This is a genomic window from Streptomyces sp. NBC_00448, assembly GCF_036014115.1.
Taxonomy (GTDB): domain Bacteria; phylum Actinomycetota; class Actinomycetes; order Streptomycetales; family Streptomycetaceae; genus Actinacidiphila.
On the sequence record NZ_CP107913.1, the window covers coordinates 8,948,746 to 8,967,901 of the forward strand.

Below are 19,156 nucleotides of genomic sequence, written 5' to 3' on the forward strand. Positions count from 1 at the left end.
TCCCTCCGTCGGAAGGTGTTCCATGCACCGCTCCAACCTGCCGGGCAGCGCGCCCGGCCGCGCACGTGCCGCCGTGGTGGCGGTCGTCGCGGCCGTCGCCACCGCCGTGGCCGCTCCGACAACGGTGTCAGCGGCGACCCCGCACCCTCAGGCGTTCTCCGCGCCGGCCGCGCCGGACTCATCCGGCTCGACCGCCTCCTCGGGGAACCCCTCCACCGACCCGCCCGCCCCGGCCCTGTCCCCGCTCGGCAAGGCCGCCGCACCGACCCCGCCCCCGCCCCCGCCCCAGCGCCAAGGCGTCGTGCCGGGGCAGGTGTTGGTGACGCTGGACGCCGCGACCTCGGTGACCGGGAGCGGCGTGCCCGGCACCCGGATCGCCGCGCGCCGGCCCGACACCAGCAACTCCGCGCTCGACACGCGGCTGAAGTCGGTCGGCGCGCAGTCACTGAGCCCGCTGCTGCCCGGCGTGTCCGAGTCCGCCGCCAAGACGCTGACCGGTGCCGCCCGCAGCCGGCTGGGCACCGCCGCCCCCGACCTCGGCCGTACCTATGTGCTGCGCACCTCCGGGAAGGACGCGGCAGCCGTGGCACGGGAGTTGGCGAAGAGCCCCGGCGTGGTCGCGGCGGAACCCGACCGCTACGTCAACACCATGAACAGCGGCGCGCAGCAGCTCCCGAAGGGGGTGACCGCGCCCGGCACGGCGGCGCACACCCCCGCCGAGAGCGCCACGCCCGGCAAGCCCGGCAAGCCCGGCAAGCCCGGCACCTCCGGCACCGCCTCCCTCCCCGCCAACGACACTCTCTCCGACTCCGCGCAGGCGTTCCTCGACGCCGGCGGCGTCGACGCGGTCGGCGCCTACTCCCTGCTGGGCGGCGAGTTCGGCCGGCAGCCCGGCGCCGGCGAGACCATCACCAACGTGTCGATCGGCGACCTCACCGACCAGTCGATGGCCGACGCCGGCGACACGTACGTCCAGGGGAACGGCCCGACCACCGTCCTCCAGCACGGGCAGCGCTATCTCGACCTGCCGTCGATGCCGCTGATCCCGGCGTACGTCGCCAAGGACTCCGGCGGCCTGGACGGCGCCGCCTCCACCGAGCAGCAGGACCCCTCCCTCGACGAGGTCATGCTCGACTTCGGGGTGATGGCGCCGCTGCCGCACGACCAGCAGCGCGACGGCGCGACCGGCAGCGGCTACACCGACCTGCTCGGCATCGCACCCGGCGCGAACTACCGGCTGGTGGTGCCCGAGCAGCCGACCACCGACCGTATCGCCGGGGCGCTGCTGGCCGCGGCCGACCAGTCGCCCAAGCCGGACGTGATCACCGCGAGCCTCGGCTTCGGCACCGACTCCCAAGGACTGCCCGGCCGTTACCTGGAGGACGACCCGGTGATCCGCTCGGTCGTCGCGTCGATCGTGCAGCGCGACCACATCGTGGTGTCGATCTCCTCCAACGACGGCACCCGGCTCTACACCCCGGCCGCGGTCGGCCCGGACGGCGGCAGCACCCCGACCGACACCGCGCCGGGCCACTCGCCGGCGACCACCATCAACGACGACGCGCTGTCGACCACGCCCACCCGGGTGCCGGACACCGGCGCCATAGCCGCCGGCGGCAGCACGCTCGACGACACGCTCGCGCAGGGCACCAGCGGCCCGGCCACCACCGCCGAGACCCGGCTCAGCGGCTTCGGCAGCTTCTCCTCCGGCTTCGGCAGCCGGGTCGACCTGTCGGCGCCCAGCGACAACATCCTCGCCTTCTCGCACGCCGCGGGCGGCTCCGCGCAGGACGTGAACGTCTCGCTCAACGGCGGCACTTCGGCCTCCGCCCCGGAGATCGCCGCGGCGGCCGCCGTGGTGCTGCAGGCCGGCCGGCTCGACGGCCGCGAGCTGAGCCCGCAGCAGGTCCGCGACCTGCTGGAGCAGACCGGCCGCGCGGTGCCGACGCCGCCGCAGATCGACCGCACGCTGCACGTCGGCCCGCAGATCGACGTGACCGCCGCCGCCGAGCGGGCGCTGGGCCGCAAGGCACCGGCCCGCCCGGCACTGGTGCGGCTGTCGGTCGCGCACCGGGTCACCCAAGGCGGCCTGGGCGGCACCTTCCTGGAGGGCACCGACCAGGACCGGATCGACCTGGGCGACATGGCCTCGGGCGGCAACGGCGAGGGCCTGGTCGGCCCGATCACCTTCGCCGGCGACGTGACCGGCCTGACCGGCGGCCGGACGTCGTACACCCTCACCGTCGGCCACACCGTCCTGCGCTCCGACTCGCCTGCGATCCGGCTGACGCCGAGCCGGCTGCTGGCCGCCGCGGGGCTGCCCGTGGTCTCCGGCACGGACCGGCAGGTCACCGTCACCTACGCGGTGGTCAGCGGCGGCCGCACCGTCGCGAGCCGGCGCCGTACCCTCACCGTCGGCCCGAGCGACGGGCGTTACGCCGAGGCGGCCGCTCCCACCGCGCCCGCCGTGGTCGCCGCCGGGCACGCGGTGACCGTCTCCTACGACCTGACCGGGGTGGCGAAGACCTCCAGCCCGCAGCTGGTCGTCTCCACCGCGGGCCACTGGAACCCGCAGCTCGCCCCGCTGTTCACCGCCGCCTGGCACCAGGAGCTGACCGCGGACAAGGGCACCGTCACCATCCCGGCGTCCGCGTTCGACGACGGTGGCGGCATCTACGGGATCGGCATCGCGCAGTTCGGCTACGGCGGCAACCCGCAGCTCACCGGGTACGGCGAGTTCGCCCCGATCCGGGTCGCGGGCGCCACCGCGGCCCAGCGCCCCGACGCCCCGCTGCTGTCCGCGGCCGGCGGCGCGGCCGGCCACACCGCCGAACCCACCCGCGCCGCACCGCGGTTCGACGTGCGCTACGACGTGCGTACGGTGCCGGGCGCGCACAGCGCGGAACTGGAGTTCTCCGCGCCGGCGCCCACCGCGTTCGGCTCGATGAACACGTTCACCAACGCCAACGGCACCGGGCTCGACGACGACGGCGTGGACACCCCCTCGGCCGCGCACCGGGTGCTGCCGGGCGCGTCCGGGACGGTCCGGCTGGACGCGTCCGCGCTCGGCCTGGGCAGCTCCGACGGCTACGGCGTGCGGGTCCTCGCGCTGGACCGCGCCGGGCACGCGGTCGGCCAGGCGTCCCCGCTGTCCTCGCTCGCCTTCGACGACGGGCTCGCCCCCGACGGCTCGTCGGTGAGCGGCTTCGCGGCCGACGGCGACCACTCGGTGGTGGCCCTCACCACCGCGTCCGGCGGCACCGAGGTGCGGCACTACGCGTCGGCGACCGGCCGCTACGGGGCCGTCATCACCGCCGACACCGCGGCCGGTTCCGCCTACCAGGTGGTGGGCGCCACGACCGACCGCGTGCTGCTCGTGCACCGCTCCGCACCGGGCGGCGACCTGCGGGTCGAGACGTGGGACACCGCGTCCGGCGCACTCGTGGGCTCCACCGTGCTGCCCGCCGCCGAGGACACCTTCGTCACCGGCCGGGTGGACGCCGCGCACGGCCGTGGCGCCCTGCTGCTGCACGGCGCCGACAGCGCCGACCTGGTGCTGCCGGTTGACCTGTCCACCGGGACGGCGGCGGCGCCCATCCCCGCCGACCTGCCCGGCGTGCTCGTCGGGTCGTACGGGCTGCTGACCGTCGACACCTCCACCGGGGCGGTGTTCCTGGCCCGCCCGGCCGGGCCGTTCAACTGCCTGGGCGGGGCCACCGTCGCCCGCGTCGACCTGGCCGCCCGCACGGTGACCGCGGCCGGCAGCACCTCGGCGTGCAGCCACGGCATCGCCTCCGACGGAACCGGCACGCTCTACAACCTGTTCGCCACCGCGATCAGCGTGAACATCGTGCCCACCGGCGTCATCTCCGGCACCGACGAGACCACCGGAGCCACCGCCGGCGACTCGGTGACGGTGCGACTGGGCAAGCCGGCCGCGCTCGCGGTCGACGGCACCCACAAGATCGCCGTCGTCTCCTACTCCTCGCCCGCCGGCACCGCGTACTTCGGGGCGGGCATGTGGGTCCCGGACAACAACGCGAGCGGCCAACTGGTCGTGGTGGACCTGACCACGGGCACGGTGCTGCGTACGCTCACCGGCTTCACGCTCGGCGGACACGCCTCGCCCGCCGACGCCATCCAGCTCGACCCGTCGACGCGGACGGGGTGGACCTTCGGGGCGTACGACCAGCAGATCCAGCAGTTCAGCTACTGATCGCGGCTGACGGCGGCCGATCACCGCTGACGGCGGCTGATCGAGGCGGAACCGGCCGGCCCGGCCCACCAGGCCGATCCGGCCGGTCACTCAGGCCGGTGCCCGGGGCAGACCCCCCGGGCACCGGCCTTCCGCGTGCGCCGGAACCGCAAAGCGTGAACAGCCGGCCGCGCCGGCCGCTAGCCTGACGTCGGTGAGTTGACGTCATATCGGGGGAGGGCGGCCGGATGCCGCTGCGCTACTGCCGGCACGTCGGCGACGCGGGGGCCGCCCCGCTGCCGTCGCCGCTCGGCCTCGGGGGCTGAGGCCGCCGTGGCACGCGGACCCGCCCGTATCTGGGCGCCGGGCGATACCGTCCTCGGGCTGTACGAGGTCCTCGACGTGGTGCGCGACGGCGGGATGGGCCTGGTGCACCGGGTCCGGCACCGCGACTGGCAGGTGGACCTCGCCGTGAAGACCCCGCGCCCCGACCGGGTGCGGACGCCGGACGACCGGCGGCGGTTCGAGAACGAGGCGGGCACGTGGGTGGGGCTCGGGCTCCATCCGCACACCGTCAACTGCGTGTACGTGCGCACCATCGACGGGCTGCCCCGGGTGTTCGCCGAGTGGGTCGACGGCGGCAGCCTGGCGCAGGCCGTACGCGGCGGCAGGCTGTACGAGGGCGGGCACCGGGCCGCGCTCGGCCGCGTCCTCGACATCGCCGTGCAGATGGCCTGGGGGCTGGCGCACGCACACGACAGCGGGCTGGTCCATCAGGACGTCAAACCGGCGAACGTGATGCTCCAGGCGGACGGCACGGCGAAGGTCACCGACTTCGGCCTGGCCGGGGGACCGGCGGCGAGCCGGCCGGAGGCGGCCGAGCCCCCGGCCGGCGACCCGCTGACCGCGACGTACGCCGGGATGACACCCGCCTACTGCTCCCCGGAGCAGGCGGCGGCCGGCGCGGGCCGCGGCGCGGTCCGGCTGACCGCGGCGACCGACGTGTGGTCCTGGGCGGTGAGCGTCCTGGAGATGTTCGCCGGACGCCGCCTCACCGCTCGGGGACAGGTCGCCGGCGAGGCGCTGGCGACGTTCCTACGGGGCGGCGGCGCCGAGGACGCACGCGTGCCGGAGATGCCCGCCGGGGTCGGCGAACTGCTGCGCCGGTGCTTCGCCGAGGACCCGGCGGCCCGCCCGTCCGGCTTCGACGAGATCGCGGCGACGCTCGGCGAGGTGTACCGCGCGGCCCTCGGCACCGCCCATCCGCGGCCCGCGCCCAGGGCGGTACGCCTGCTGTCGGACGGCCTGTCCAACCAGGCGCTCTCGCTCCTGGACCTGGGCAGGGCCGAGGAGGCCGAGGAACTGTGGCGACGGGCCACGGGCGCCGACCCGCACCATCTCCCGACCCTGTACAACTTCGGCCTGCACCGCTGGCGTTCGGGTCACGCCACCGGCGAGCAGGCGGCCTCCGACCTGGCGGCGGCCCGCGCCGCCGGTGCCCCGGCCGGCCTCGGCGCCCTCCTGCTCGGCTGCCTGGAGCTGGAACGCCACGAGGACGAGCGGGCCGGGGAGTTGCTGCGCGAGGCGGCCGCCGCGGACCCGGACTCGGCGGACGCCGCGGCGGCGCTGGCCGAGCTGGCGCGCCGGCCGCCGCCGGTCCGCACCGACCTCGACGGCCACTCCGAGAAGGTGTCGGCGGTCGCGGTCAGCGCGGACGGCGGCCTCGTGCTGTCCGGCGACCGCGCGGGCCGGCTGCTGCTGTCGGCGCCCGGCGAGCAGCACCGAAGGCGCGCGCGGCGCACCCTGGCCCGGAACGGGCCGGCCGTCGCGCACCTCGCCGTGGACGCGACGGGCACGCGGGGAGCGGCGGCCCGCGAGGACGGCGCCGTCGAGATCTGGGACCTGGAACGGGGCCGCCGGCGAATCGTGTCGAGGGACGCGCACTCCGCCGTCCGCGCGCTGGCGATCAGCGGCGACGGCCGTTACGTGGCCGTGGGACACCAGGACGGCACCATCCGGGTCTGGGAACCGGATCGGATGAGCGCCGGAGCCACCGTCGTGCAGGCGCACGGCGGCGCGGTCACCTCGCTCGCGCTGAACAGTACCGGCAGCCGCGCCGTGTCCGCGTCCTTCGACGACTTCGGCCGGGACGGCACCGTCCGCTCGTGGAACCTGGTCGGCCCGCGGCTGGTCGGCACCCTGGTCGGTCCGGTCCGGGGAACGCTGCACGGCAGGGACGTGCGGGCCCTCGGGATGGACGTGGCGGGCATCTCCCCTGACGCCCGCTGTGCCGTGGTCGCCTGGTGGGACGGGCCGCTCACGGTGTGGGACGCCCGACGCGGCGAGGTGGTGAGCGAAGTGCCGCACCGGTTGCAGCACAACACGTTCATGGTGGTCGCCTCGGCCGGACCCACCCTCCTGACGGCCGGCGACGCCGGGGTGCCGATCCAGGCATGGGCCCCGACGACCGGCCGCTGCCTGCGCACCCTCGATAGGGAGGTGCCGTCCGACGCTCGCTCGGTGAACTCCGCGGCCCTGGCGGCGAACGGCCGGGTGGTCGTGCTCGGCGGCCGCTCCACCGTCGTGCTGCGCTCGCTGCCCGCCACCGGCTACCGTGCGCCGTGGTGTTACGCCCGCCCGAGCTCGGCCGGTGAACTCACCACCGCGGGAGAGACGTTCCGCGAGCTGATGGCACGTGCCCGCGACCTCGCGGACGCGGCGCGCTACGCGCCCGCCGCCGAGGCCCTGCGCGCCGCACAGCAGGTGCCCGGCTTCGCCCGCCATCCCGAGCTGCGCCAGGCGTGGGCCAGGGTCGGCGCGCACGGCCGCAGGGCGACGCTGCTCGGTGCCTGGGGGCTGTACGCGTACAGCGGGCACCGGCAGTTCACCCAGCCCGCCACCACCGCGCTCGTCCCCGCCGGAAGCCTGCTGGCGACCGGGCGGTGGAGCGGTGAGGTGGACATCTGGGATGTCGAGGCCGGGGAGCTGCTGCACACCTTCGACCACGGTGAGGGCGGCCACGCCAAGGACATCCGGTTCGCCCTCGACGGCCGAGTGCTGGCGGTCCTGACCAACGCGGGCACGATCCGGCTGCTGAGCCTGGAGGACGGTGGCAGGTATCTGCTCACCGACGAGTTCGGCCGGATCGGCACGTTCGCGCTGAACCCCGCGGGCGACCGGATACTCATCGGCGACGCGACCGGCACGGTGCGCCTGCGCGACCTGCCCGGCTGCACCGTCCTGCGCGAGTTCCGGGCGCACGGCGGAAATGTGGGCGCGGTGGCGCTCAGCCCCGACGGCCGGTTCGCCGCCACGCACGGCCTGACCCGGCCGGACACGGACACCTCGTTCCCGCCCGCGGGCGAGCACGAGGTCCACCTGTGGCCGCTGGACGCGGACCGCCCCGCCTGGACCCTGCCGTCCCGATCGAGCCAGGAGGAGCTGGACTTCAGCCCGGACGGGCGGACCCTGTTCCTCTCCGCCGGCCTGATGACCACGGCGTGGGACGTGGCGAGCGGGTCGTTGCGGTACTCGGTCCGGGGCGGCGGCGTGTTCGCGACCGGCCAGACGGCCGGCGCCTTCAGCGCCGACGGCAGGCTGGCCGCCTCCCCGGCCGGCGGCGCGGTGCAGGTGTGGGAGACCGCGACCGGCCGGGTGCTCCACTCGCTGCCCTGCGGTATGCCGTACGCCTTCACCCTCAGCGCCGACGGCACGTTCGCGATCACCGGCGACTGGGACGGGCCGGTCCGGGTGTACGACCTGCGTTCGGGCCGCTGCCTGCGGACACTGGAGGGCCACGAGGCCGCCGTCGGCGGGATCGAGCTGAGCCGGGACGGCACCCTGCTCGCCACCACGGACCTGGGGTCGAACCTGCGGGTGTGGGAGCTGGCCTGGGACCACACCCTCGCACCCGCGGACGGGGAGTGACCGTGCCGTGGACCGCGGTGCTCGTCGTCACCACCGGGCGGACCGACGACGGGGCCGAACTCACCGACGAGCACGTGTTCACCGAGCGCGCCGACTGCGTGCTCGGGCGCGGCCGGGACGCGCGCGTCCGGATCGCCGCCGAGCAGCACAAGGTGTCCCGCCGGCACTGCCTGGTCGAGGTCCGGCCACCGCACGCCTTCGTGCGCGACCTGGACAGCCGCAACGGCACCTACGTCAACGGCGAGCGCGTCGACGAGGCCGCCGGCGCACGGGAGTTGGCGGACGGGGACGAGCTGCGCGCGGGCGGCACGACCGTGCGGGTGGTGCTGCGCCCGGACGTCCGCGCCGACCTGCCGCCCGGACTGCGTGTCCTGCGGGAGCTGGGGCGAGGCGGGCAGGGCGTGGTCGAACTGGCCCGGCACGCACGCTCCCGCAGGCTCGTCGCCGTGAAGTCGCTGATCCCGCAGGGCCATGTCGACCCGGCCGCGCGCGAGGCGTTCCGCCGGGAACTCGACTGCACGAAGGCGCTGCGCCATCCGCACATCGTCCGCTTCCACGACAGCGCCGCGCGCGACGGCGTGTTCTGGCTGCTGTGCGAGTACTGCGCCGGCGGCAGCGTCGCCGACCTGGTGCGGCGCAGTGGTGGCCGGCTCCCCGTCGAGACGGCCGTCCCCCTGGCGCTCCAGGCCCTGGAGGGGCTCGCGTACGCCCACGAGGCCGAGGTCACGGTACGCCGCGCCGACGGTGGGGCGGCGGTCGCGCGCGGACTGGTGCATCGTGACATCAAGCCCCAGAACCTGCTGCTGGACGGTCCCGGCCGGCAACCGGTGCTGAAGGTCGCGGACTTCGGCCTGGCGAAGGCGTTCGACTACGCCGGCCTGTCCGGGGGCACCCACACCGGTGCGGTCGGCGGCAGCATCGCCTTCATGCCGCGCCGCCAGCTGCTGGACTACAAGTACTCCCGGCCCGACGTCGACCTGTGGGCGACCGCGGCCTGCCTGTACTGGATGCTGACCGGCCACACGCCACGCGACTTCCCCCCGGACGTGGACCCCGCCGAGATCGTGCTGTGGGAGCCGCCGGTGCCGGTGCGCACCCGCGTGCCGTCGCTGCCACGCGGGCTCGCCGAGCTGATCGACGCCACCCTCGACGAGTCGGGCGGCACGGCACCGTCCTCGGCGTCCGAGCTGGCCTCGGCGTTGCGACGGACGCTGTGAGCGGGCCTGCCGTCTGCCGTACGCCTTCTGCCGTCTGACGTAACGGCGGTCAGCCGGCCGGCGGGACGAGGACCGTGCGGTCGAACGGTCCCGGGTGCGCCGCGGCGTACGCGACGGCGTCGTTGACCGCGTCGAGCCCGAAGGACCGGACACGTTCGGGGGCGAGGTCGAGCGCGCCCGACGCGAGCAGCCGGACGATGCCCACGTTCGCAGAGCGCGGATACATCCACTGCCCGCGCACGGTGATCGAGTTGCGCATGATCCACCGGTACGGGAGCGCCAGGTCCTCGCCGCCGAGCATGCCGACGCCACCCATCAGGACGACGCGGCCGTTCTCCCGTACGGTCATGGCGGCTGTGCGCGTCACGGAGCCGGGCGCGCGCGGCGGCAGCAGGTCGATCACCATGTCGACCGGGCCGCGGGCCGCCGCGGACATCGCCGCACGGTCGGCGGCCTCGTCCCCGGTCAACCGGACCGGTTGCACGCGCGGGCCGAACCGGTCGGCGAGCAGGTCGAGTGCGGCCTGGTTCCGGCCCGGTGCCACCACCCGGCCCGCCCCCATCGCCAGGGCGACCGCGACCGCGCTGCTGCCGAGGTTCCCGGTGGCCCCGCTGACGAGCAGCGTCTCACCGGCTTCGAGCCCGCCGGCCAGCAGCCCGCCGTAGGGGATGGCGTGCACGGTGAGCGCGGCCCAGCGGGCCGGATCGGACCGCGCCGCCGCGGGCAGCGGGAAGACGTTCTCGGTCGGCACCCGCATCGACTCGGCGAACGAACCGTCGTGCAGGTGCTCGGCGAGCCGCGCGCCGCCGTCGCCACGGGAACTCCAGCCCTGCAACGTGATGTCGGGGGCCAGGGCGTCGTCCCGGGAGCGCACGGTCGAGTCGCACCACACCAGGTCGCCGGCCCGCAGCCGGGTGGCGTCCGGCCCGACGTGGACCACCCGGCCCACACCGCCGACACCGGGCACGACGGGAGGGACCAGCGGGTAGTTGCGCTCGCCGCTGAAGACCTCGGCGGTGTATGGAGGCACGCAGGCGCCCAGCACGTCGACTACCACCTCACCGCCGCCCGCCTCGGGGTCGGGCACCTCCCGCACCGTGAGCGGCGCGCCGAACTCCGTGAGAACCGCTGCTCGCACGTGATGACCTCGTCTTTCGTCCGTGATTCCGGGTCTTTCGTCCGCGTTTCCGGTATCGACGCTACGACCGGGCCGGCCATGCGGGAAGCGACGATCGAGCATGCGTGGTATGCCTGGTGCGCATGGACATCTCCAGTGCGGGCCTGCGGGTCCTGCGGCAGATCGCGGAGTCCGGCAGCTTCACCGCCGCCGCGGCCCACCTCGGCTACACGCAGTCGGCCGTCTCGCGCCAGGCGGCCGCCCTCGAACGGAACGCGAACGCCGCCTTGTTCGAGCGCCACACGGACGGGGTGCGGCTGACCCCCGCCGGACTCGTCCTGCTGCGCCACGCCCGGACCATCCTGGACTCCGTCGCGGACGCCGAGCGCGAACTCGCCGGCGCCGGCTCGCGGACCGAGGTGGTGCGGCTGGGCGCGTTCCCCAGTGCGGGCTGGGCCGTCCTGCCCGACGTGCTCGACCGGCTCTCGGCCCACCCGCGGATCACCGTGACGACGAGCGAGGGCAGCACGCCCGCCCTGATCCGGGCGCTGCGCGCCGGCTCGACGGACCTGGCCCTGCTGACCTCCCGCCCGCCGCACAGGCCGTCGGACGGCGAGTCGCCGCGCCTGCGCCTGGAGACCGTCGAGGACACCGAACTGGCCGTCGCGGCGTCGTCGGACGGGAAGTTCGCCGGCCGCACCGCGGTGCACGTCGACGAACTCGTGGACGCCGCCTGGATCGCCACCCCCTCCTCGTCCGCACAGCCGCTGCTCGGGGTGTGGCCGGGCCTGCCCGGGCGGGCCCGCGTCGCCCACCGCGCGGCCGACTGGCTGACCAAACTCCGGCTCGTCGCGAGGGGGTTCGGCGTGACGACAGTGCCCTCCCGGTCCTCGACGGCGCTGCCCCCGGGTGTGATCCTGCTGCGTGTCGAGGGCGCGCCGCCCGAGATCCGCCGGGTGTTGCTGGCCCGCCTTCCCGGCCGCCCCACCCCCGCGGTCGCGGCTGTCACCCGCGCGGTCATGGCCGCTTCGACCGGCGGGTGACGGCCCTCCGACCGGCGGCGCACGGCGCACTGGTGGCGCCGCCTTCCGGTGGGGCGCGCGGCCGCCCGCGCCGTCAGGGCCGCGCCGTCAGGACCCGCGCCCCGCCGTCAGGGCCGCGCCGTCAGGACCGTGGCGCGGGGGCCGGGCCGGTCGAGCCGCGGACGACGAGTTCGGGGCGGTGCAGCACCGAGTGGCCGGCGGTGGCCGTCTCGGCCTCGGTCTGCTCGCGCAGCTTCGCGAAGGCGCCCGTGGCCATCTCGGCGATCGGCTGGCGGACCGTGGTCAGCCCGGGCATGGCCATCTGCGCCAGCATGATGTCGTCGTACCCCACGACCGAGACGTCCCGGCCGACTTCGAGGCCCGCGTCGCGCACCCCCGCGCAGACGCCCAGCGCGCAGACGTCGTTGATGGCGACGATCGCGGTGGGCGGATGCTCCCCGTCCAGGAGTTCGCGGGCCGCGGTACGGCCCATCTCCGCGGAGTCGCGGTCGTCGAAGTTCGCGGTGGCGGCGGCCGAGGAGACGGTGATGGCGTCCTCCGGCAGCCCGGCTGCCTCCAGCGCCTGCCGGAAGCCGCGGTACCGCTCGGAGCGGTTGACGCTGCCGATGGAGCCGGAGACGAACCCGAAGCGGCGGTGGCCGAGTTCGATCAGATGGCTGCCGGACATCTGCGCGCCGAGCACGTTGTCGGTGCCGACGTTCACCACGGTCGACGGGTCGCCCGGCTGCGCGGTGCGGTCGAACGCGACCAGCGCCAGGCCGCGTTCGACGACCGGGCGCAGGTGGTCGAGCGAGGGCAGCGAGGAGCACAGCACCACCCCGCCGATGCCGTCGTCCCACAACTCCTCGACGTAGCCGCGCTCGCGGACCGGATCGCGCTCGCTGTTGCAGAGCAGCACGTAGAACCCGTCGGCGAGCGCGGCCGCCTCGAAGTGCCGGGCGAAGGTCCCCCAGAAGGGGTTGGCCACCGACGGCACGATCAGGCCGACCGTCTGCACCCGCCCGGTGCGCAGTTGCCGCGCGGCCCGGTTCGGCCGGTAGCCGAGCTTCCGTATCGCGGACTCCACCCGCTCCCGGGTCTCCGGCTGCATCTTGGCGTGCCGCCCGTTGAGGAGGTTCGAGACGGTGCTCGGCGAGACGCCCGCTTCCGCCGCCACCTGGTAGATCGTCACACCACTCAAGGTCCCACCCTCACTCGCGCTGATAACCAATGTGTTTCACACATGTTGACACTCTCTGGTGACATTTCTAGTCTGCTCTGCAACGCAGCCAAGTAAATCGATGCACTGGCGTCAGCGCAAGACCAAGCGAGTCTTCTACCACGGCGATCCTGCTCGCCGACGGGAGTTCAGCCATGCCTCCAACACGCTCAGCAGCACTGTCCCGCAGACACTTCCTCGGCCTCGGTACGGCAGCGGCGGCCGGCGCCGCGCTCGCCGCGTGCGGCGGTCCGGCGCCGAACTCGTCGGGCGGCGGCGGAGGCGGCGGCGGCACGCTCCGGATGATCACCCCGATCTTCGACCGCTCCGACGGCCAGAAGCTGCTGGAGTCGCTGATCGCCGACTTCCGGAAGACCAACCCCGGGGTCACGGTCCAACCGGACTACACCAGTTACAGCAAGCTCAACGAGAAGCTCACCACCTCGATCGTCGGCGGTATGCCGTACGACGTGATGCTGATCGGGGTCGGCTGGATACCGCCCTTCGCCAAGAAGGGGGTGCTCGCCGACCTGGAGACCAGCGCGGCCGAACTGGGCAAGGTCTACAACTCCCGAGTGGTCGAGGCGGGCGTCTACGACGGCAGGACCTACGCGCGGCCGGTCGTCCTGGACACCCGGCTCGGCATCTACCGCAAGGACATCCTGGCGGCGGCCGGCATCACCGCGCCGCCGAAGGATCTCACCGAACTCAAGCACATGGCAAAGGAGTTGACGGTCCGTAAGGGCGGCACCCTGCAACGGGCCGGGGTGGACATCCTCAGCAACGACATCCGGCAGACCTTCCTGCCGCTGATGTGGGCCTTCGGCGCCGACCTGTTCAAGGACGGCAAGCCCGCCTTCGACTCCCCGGAGGCGATCGACGCGCTCCAGTGGATGGTGGACGTCGTCCGCAACGACAGGATCGAGGACTACGGCTTCTCCAGCACCAGCGCGGTCGCCGCCCCGCTCACCCAGGGCCGGGCCGCGATGGCGGTCGGCCACAACGACCTGTGGCGGCAGATGGAGGCGGCCGCGCCCGACCTGATCAAGGAGGACAAGGTCGCCGGGTTCACCCTCAACCAGGCCCGCCCGGCGATGTTCCAGGGCGGCACCCTGGCCACCGTCGCGGCACGCTCCAGCCACCGCGAGGAGGCGAAGAAACTGGTCGAGTTCCTCTCCAGCGCGCAGGTCTCCCCGCAGGCCGCGCAGCAGCGCGGCAACCTCCCCGCCGTCAACAGCGCCGCCGACTCCGCGTACGTCAAGGACGACAAGCTCGTCGGCTTCGCCATGCAGAACCTCGACCACGCCTTCTCCGAGGGCGGCGTGCCGTCCTGGCTGGAGATCCGCGACGAGTTCAAGCCCGCGCTGGAGAGCGCGCTGCTCGGCCGGACCACCCCGGCCAAGGCGCTCCAGGGGCTGGCCGAGAAGGCCCGGGCGATCATGGCCAAGGACGCCTGATGGCCGCGCCCACCGCGCAGGCCCCGCACCCCCGCGGCGGCACACCGCCGCCGCGCGGCTTCCCGCTCCCGGCGGCACGGCGGCACGGCGGCGGCCGGCGGCCGAAGTTCGGGCGGGACCGCCGCCGGGTCGCGCTGCTCATGCTCACCCCGGCCACCATCCACCTCGTGTGGTGGATCGGCGTACCCGTGGCCGCCACGTTCGTGCTCGCCTTCATGAACTACGACATCCTCGCCGGCACCGCCACGTTCACCGGCCTGGACAACTTCCGGGCGATCTTCTCCGACAGCACCTGGAACGCCTCGATCTGGCACACCGTGGTCTTCACCTTCTTCACCGTGCCGGTGGCGATGGCCATCGCGGTCGTGCTCGCGGTCCTGCTCAACAACAAGATCCGCGGGCGCGCCTGGTACCGGGCGGCGATCTTCATGCCGCACATCACCGCGACGGTGGCGATCGCGCTGGTGTGGATGTGGATGTTCGAGCCGCGGATCGGCATCTTCAACACGGCGCTGGGCTGGTTCGGCGTGAAGGGCCCGGTGTGGCTCGGCGACCCGAGCTGGGCGCTGTTCGCCGTGATCATGGTGTCGATCTGGAAGGGCGTCGGCATCAAGATGCTCATCTACCTGGCCGCGCTCCAGGCGATGCCGCAGGACGTGTACGAGGCGGCCGCGCTCGACGGCGCCTCCAAGGCCCGCACCTTCTGGTCGATCACGCTGCCGCTGCTCAAGCCCGCGACGTTCTTCGTGCTGGTGGTGTCGATCATCGACTCCTTCCAGGCGTTCGACCAGCTCTACGTGCTGACGCCGGACGGCGGGCCGGCCAACTCCACGACCGTGATGACGTACGAGATCTACACCAAGGCGTTCAAGGAGTTCCAGATGGGCCAGGCGTGCGCGATGAGCGTGGTGCTCTTCGCCTTCCTGCTGGTGCTCATGCTGATCAGCCGGCGAGTGACGGGGAGGGAGGACGATGTCCGCTGAGCCGATCCGGGGCCGGATACGGTCCCTCGACCCGCTGCTCGCACGGCGGCTGCGCAGGGCGGCACTGCACCTGGTGCTGCTGCTGGTGTCCCTGGCGATGATCGCCCCGTTCGTGTGGATGGTCCTCACCTCGGTGAAGACCGAGGCGGACCTGGCGTCCTATCCGCCGCACCTGCTCCCGCAGCACTGGCGGTGGTCGAACTACTCGACGGCACTGAGCTACGCGCCGTTCGGCACGTACTCCCTGAACAGCCTGGTGATCGCGGTCAGCCACACGGCGCTGAACCTGCTGCTCGCCTCGATGGCCGGATACGCGCTCGCCCGTGTGCCGTTCCGCGGCCGGACACCGCTGTTCATGGCGATCCTCGCCATGATGATGATCCCCACCTACACCAAGGTCGTGCCGCAGTACCTGATCGCGAAGGGCATGCCCTTCTTCGGCGGCAACGACTACCTCGGCCGCGGCGGCCACGGCTGGCTCGACTCGTGGTGGGGGCTGATCGTCCCCGGCGCGCTCACCCCGTTCGCCATCTTCCTGTTCCGGCAGTTCTACCTGTCGCTGCCGCGCGAACTGGAGGAGGCGGCCCGGATCGACGGGCTCGGCGAGTTCGGCATCTACGCCAGGGTGATGACACCGCAGGTGAAGCCGGCCATCGCGACGGTGGCGCTGCTGACCTTCGAGTCGAGCTGGAACAACTTCCTGTGGCCGCTGATCGTCACCAGCAGTCCCGACAAGCGGGTGTTGCAGGTGGGGTTGTCCAGCTTCCAGCAGTCCGACCAGAACGCGTGGGCCTACCTGATGGCCGGCACCACGATGGCCACCGTGCCGATGGTCGTCCTCTTCCTCTTCACCCAGCGCTACTTCGTGCAGGGCTTCGCCAACTCCGGCATCAAGTGACCGCGCCGCGAGGCCCGTTCACCACTCTTCCTCCCTTCCCTCGCACCCACCCTTCGCAGTTCACCCACCGCACACCAGGAGGCACCCCCATGCCGTTCGATCTCACCGGGCGCCGCGCCCTCGTCACCGGGGCCGGCCACGGGATCGGCGCCGCCGTCGCCCGCGGTCTGGCCGCCGCGGGCGCGGACGTCGCCGTCCACTACGGCCGCAGTGCCGAAGGCGCCGAACAGGTCGCCGCCGAGATCGCCGGACTCGGCCGGAAGGCCACGGCGCTGCACGCCGACGTCACCGACGGCGCCGAGGTCACCGCGCTCGTCGACGCGGCGGCCGGCTTCCTCGGCGGCCTCGACATCGTGGTGACCAACGCCGGCCACCTCGTGGCGCGGGTGCCGGTCGCCGAGATGACCGAGGACCACTTCCACGCCGTTATCGACGTCAACCTGACGGCGACCTACCGGACCGTGCGCGCCGCCGTGCCGTACCTGCGGGAAGCCGGCCGCCGCGGCCGGATCATCACGATGGCCTCGCAGGCCGCGCACGACGGCGGCGGACCGGGCGCGGCGGCCTACGCCGCGGCGAAGGCCGGGGTCGTCGGGTTCACCAAGGGCCTGGCCAAGGAGTTCGGCCAGGACGGCATCACCGCGAACTCCCTCGCCCCCGGCTTCATCGGCGACACCGCCTTCCACGGCACCTTCACCGCCCCGCAGGTCCAGGAGAAGATCGTCGGCGGCCTGCCGATCGGCCGCGGCGGCGTCCCGGACGACGTCGCCGGCGCGGCCGTCTACCTCGCCTCGGACGAGGCGGGCTACCTCACCGGGGCCACCTTCGACATCGGCGGCGGCGCGTGGCCGCGATGAGCGCGTCCGCGCGGGGCGCGGCCGGTGCGTCCGGTGCCGCCGGTGAGCCCGGCGTGGTCGGCGGGACCGAGGGTTCGGGCGGAGCCGATATGACTGGCGGAACGGGCGAGGTGATCAGGGTCGCTGAGAGCAGCGCGATCGGCGGGGCCGGGGGCGTGGGCCTACCGGGCATGGTCGGCGGTGTTGGCGGGGCCGGTGAGAGCGGCACGGCTGGTGAGGCTGAGGGCATGGGCGGAACCGACAGGATCGGCGGCACCAGCGGAACCGGCATTGTGAGCGCGGCCGGTGAGGCCAGTGCGAGCGGCGGGACTGAGGGCATGGGCGCGACCGACACGAACGGCGGCACCGGGGCCACCCGCGGCACCGGCGGGGAGGACGGACGCCTGGCGGCCCTGGCTGGGGAGCGCGGAGGTTCGGTCACCCCGGCTGGGGAGCACAGCCGCCCGGTCACCCCGGCCGAGGAGCGCGGACACCTGACGCCCCCGGCTGGGGAGCACGGCCACCCGGTCACCCCGGCAGGGGAGCGCGCGGTCGTCCCGCCGGGGGAGCGGGGTGGGTGGTGGCATGCCTACGTGTGTCCCGTGCACGGCACGGAGCTCGGGCACGGGGATCTGCTCGGTGGGCGGTTTCCCGCGGGTGGAGCGGTGTGCCCGCATGGCTGCCGGGTGGACACCGCTGAGGTGCGCGGCGCCTGGACGGTGCTCGCCCATCAGGCGTGCGCGCTGCGGCTGCGGCACCTCGCCGCGTCCGACGATGCCGCGGATCGGGTGAGCGCGGCCCGGGGACTGGAGCGATACGCGGCCCTGTACGCGGAGTTGACCCGGCCGGGGGAGCACAGCGGCGCGCCCGACTGGATGCTGCGCGGCCGACTCTTCCAGCAGGCGCTGACCGAGGCGATCTGGGCGGTGAACATCGGGCACGCGGCCTGGAGCCTCGCCGAGCGCGGCGAGGACACCGGCACCGGCACCGGCGGCGCGGCCGTGGCACGCCTGCTCACCGCGCTCGCGCACTCCGCGGATGCGGCCCGCGAACGGCTGGTGGCCCGCGGCGACGAGCGCTCCAACTACACCGCGTGGCTGAACGCCGCCGCCGCGGTCTGCCGAGGCCGCCGCGACGGCGACCTGCGCGGACACCCGGGACTGGCCACCCACCCCGACGGCTGGGAGTGGGAGGGCAGCACCTACTACCACCTGTTCGTGCTGCGGGCCTACCTGCTGTCGCTGCGCGGCTGCGACCCCGCCCGGATCGCGCCGGACGACCGGGAGCGGCTCGCGGCGATGGCCGCCGCGCTGGCCGGAGTCGCCGCACCCGACGGCGACCTGCCGGAGCTGCACGACGGGCCCTACCGGCGAGCCGAGGCCCTGGCCGAGCTGCACGAAGTGTGCCTGCTGGTACACCAGTTGTTCACCGGCGAACCGCTGGCTGAGGTCCTGGACCGGGTCCGGTCCCGGTCCGCCGCGCCCGCGCCCGACGTCGAGGGCTGGTTCGACGGCCCCGCGCTGCCGTGGCCGTACTCCCGCCCCCGCCGGACCTTCCCCGACGCCGGATTCGCGGTGGTCAGGGGCGGCGGCGTGCACGCCGTCCTGGACGCCGGCCCGCATGGCGGCGGCCACGGCCACCAGGACAAGCTCGCGCTGTACCTGTACGGCCCGGACGGCGTGGCGTGGCAGCCGGACCCCGGCCAGGTGCCGTACGCGCACCGCGCTTTCCGGGCGTACTACGCCTCGACGGCCGCGCACCCCGCCTTCTGCGTGGACGGCGCGGACCAGCGGCAGGTGGACGCCCGGCTGGACCGGGCGGACGAGCGCTCCGCGCACGGCGTGTGCGCGCAGGCGTACGACGGGGTGACCGCCACCCGCACGGTCACCGCGGCCGCGGGCTACCTGCTCGACGTGCTGACCGTCGAGGCCGACCGCGCGCGCACGCTCACCGCGCACCTGCGCCCGGCGGTGGAGTTCGACGCGGTGCGAGGCCCGGACGGCGTGGTCCGCACCGTCTGGGGCGACGAGGCGGGCCCGGTCCTCACCGGCAGCCATGTCGCCTCGGCGCAGGCGGAGTTCGCGGTCCGGCCGCACCCAGGGCCGGCCGACGACCCGGCGGCCGTCCGGCAGGGCGCCGACTGGTCCGCGCACGGCCGCCGCGTCGTCTTCGCCTCCGCCTACTGCCGCGGGCTGTCCCCGGTCCGCGCCATGCGGCTGGACGGTTCGCTGCTCGCCGTCGAACTCCTCGACGGCACCACCGACCACCACGACCTGGGAGAGTGA

Annotated in this window: 11 protein-coding genes; 9 read left to right on the forward strand and 2 right to left on the reverse strand. The window is 74.2% G+C overall.

Annotation, left to right across the window (positions count from 1 at the left end; genetic code table 11):
- Positions 1 to 22 precede the first annotated feature (22 nt).
- The 3 genes from OG370_RS38460 (at position 23) to OG370_RS38470 (ending at position 9,339) form a co-directional block, all read left to right on the forward strand.
- On the forward strand, positions 23 to 4,216 hold the full coding sequence (locus tag OG370_RS38460; protein ID WP_328472661.1) for a S8 family serine peptidase: 4,194 nt from the start codon (positions 23 to 25) through the stop codon (positions 4,214 to 4,216).
- 312 nt (positions 4,217 to 4,528) lie between these two features.
- A complete protein-coding gene (locus OG370_RS38465; RefSeq protein ID WP_328472662.1) occupies positions 4,529 to 8,122 on the forward strand; it encodes a serine/threonine-protein kinase in 3,594 nt (1,197 codons plus the stop codon).
- 2 nt (positions 8,123 to 8,124) lie between these two features.
- A complete protein-coding gene (locus tag OG370_RS38470) occupies positions 8,125 to 9,339 on the forward strand; it encodes an FHA domain-containing serine/threonine-protein kinase (protein ID WP_328472664.1) in 1,215 nt (404 codons plus the stop codon).
- 49 nt (positions 9,340 to 9,388) lie between these two features.
- Here OG370_RS38470 and OG370_RS38475 read toward each other — a convergent pair whose 3' ends face one another.
- Entirely contained in the window at positions 9,389 to 10,477 is a 1,089-nt protein-coding gene (locus OG370_RS38475; protein ID WP_328472666.1) for an alcohol dehydrogenase catalytic domain-containing protein, read from the reverse strand.
- A 122-nt stretch (positions 10,478 to 10,599) separates the two neighbouring features.
- On the opposite strand from OG370_RS38475, the gene OG370_RS38480 reads away from it, so the two are divergent.
- Positions 10,600 to 11,499, forward strand: a complete 900-nt coding sequence (locus OG370_RS38480) for a LysR family transcriptional regulator (protein ID WP_328472668.1) — start codon at positions 10,600 to 10,602, stop codon at positions 11,497 to 11,499.
- Positions 11,500 to 11,620: 121 nt separating this feature from the next.
- Here OG370_RS38480 and OG370_RS38485 read toward each other — a convergent pair whose 3' ends face one another.
- A complete protein-coding gene (locus OG370_RS38485) occupies positions 11,621 to 12,670 on the reverse strand; it encodes a LacI family DNA-binding transcriptional regulator (RefSeq protein ID WP_328472670.1) in 1,050 nt (349 codons plus the stop codon).
- Positions 12,671 to 12,852: 182 nt separating this feature from the next.
- Here OG370_RS38485 and OG370_RS38490 point away from each other — a divergent pair, with 182 nt between their 5' ends.
- The 5 genes from OG370_RS38490 (at position 12,853) to OG370_RS38510 (ending at position 19,156) form a co-directional block, all read left to right on the forward strand.
- Positions 12,853 to 14,154, forward strand: a complete 1,302-nt coding sequence (locus OG370_RS38490; RefSeq protein WP_328472672.1) for an ABC transporter substrate-binding protein — start codon at positions 12,853 to 12,855, stop codon at positions 14,152 to 14,154.
- Positions 14,154 to 15,137: a carbohydrate ABC transporter permease gene (locus OG370_RS38495; RefSeq protein WP_328472674.1), complete on the forward strand. Its 984-nt coding sequence runs from the start codon at positions 14,154 to 14,156 to the stop codon at positions 15,135 to 15,137. Before OG370_RS38490 ends, OG370_RS38495 begins: the two co-directional genes overlap by 1 nt.
- Entirely contained in the window at positions 15,127 to 16,035 is a 909-nt protein-coding gene (locus OG370_RS38500) for a carbohydrate ABC transporter permease (protein ID WP_328472676.1), read from the forward strand. Before OG370_RS38495 ends, OG370_RS38500 begins: the two co-directional genes overlap by 11 nt.
- An 89-nt stretch (positions 16,036 to 16,124) precedes the next feature.
- Positions 16,125 to 16,892 carry an SDR family NAD(P)-dependent oxidoreductase gene (locus OG370_RS38505; protein ID WP_328472678.1) on the forward strand — a complete coding sequence of 256 codons (768 nt, stop codon included), beginning with the start codon at positions 16,125 to 16,127 and terminating at the stop codon, positions 16,890 to 16,892.
- Between the two features lie 665 nt (positions 16,893 to 17,557).
- A complete protein-coding gene (locus OG370_RS38510; RefSeq protein WP_328472680.1) occupies positions 17,558 to 19,156 on the forward strand; it encodes a heparinase II/III domain-containing protein in 1,599 nt (532 codons plus the stop codon).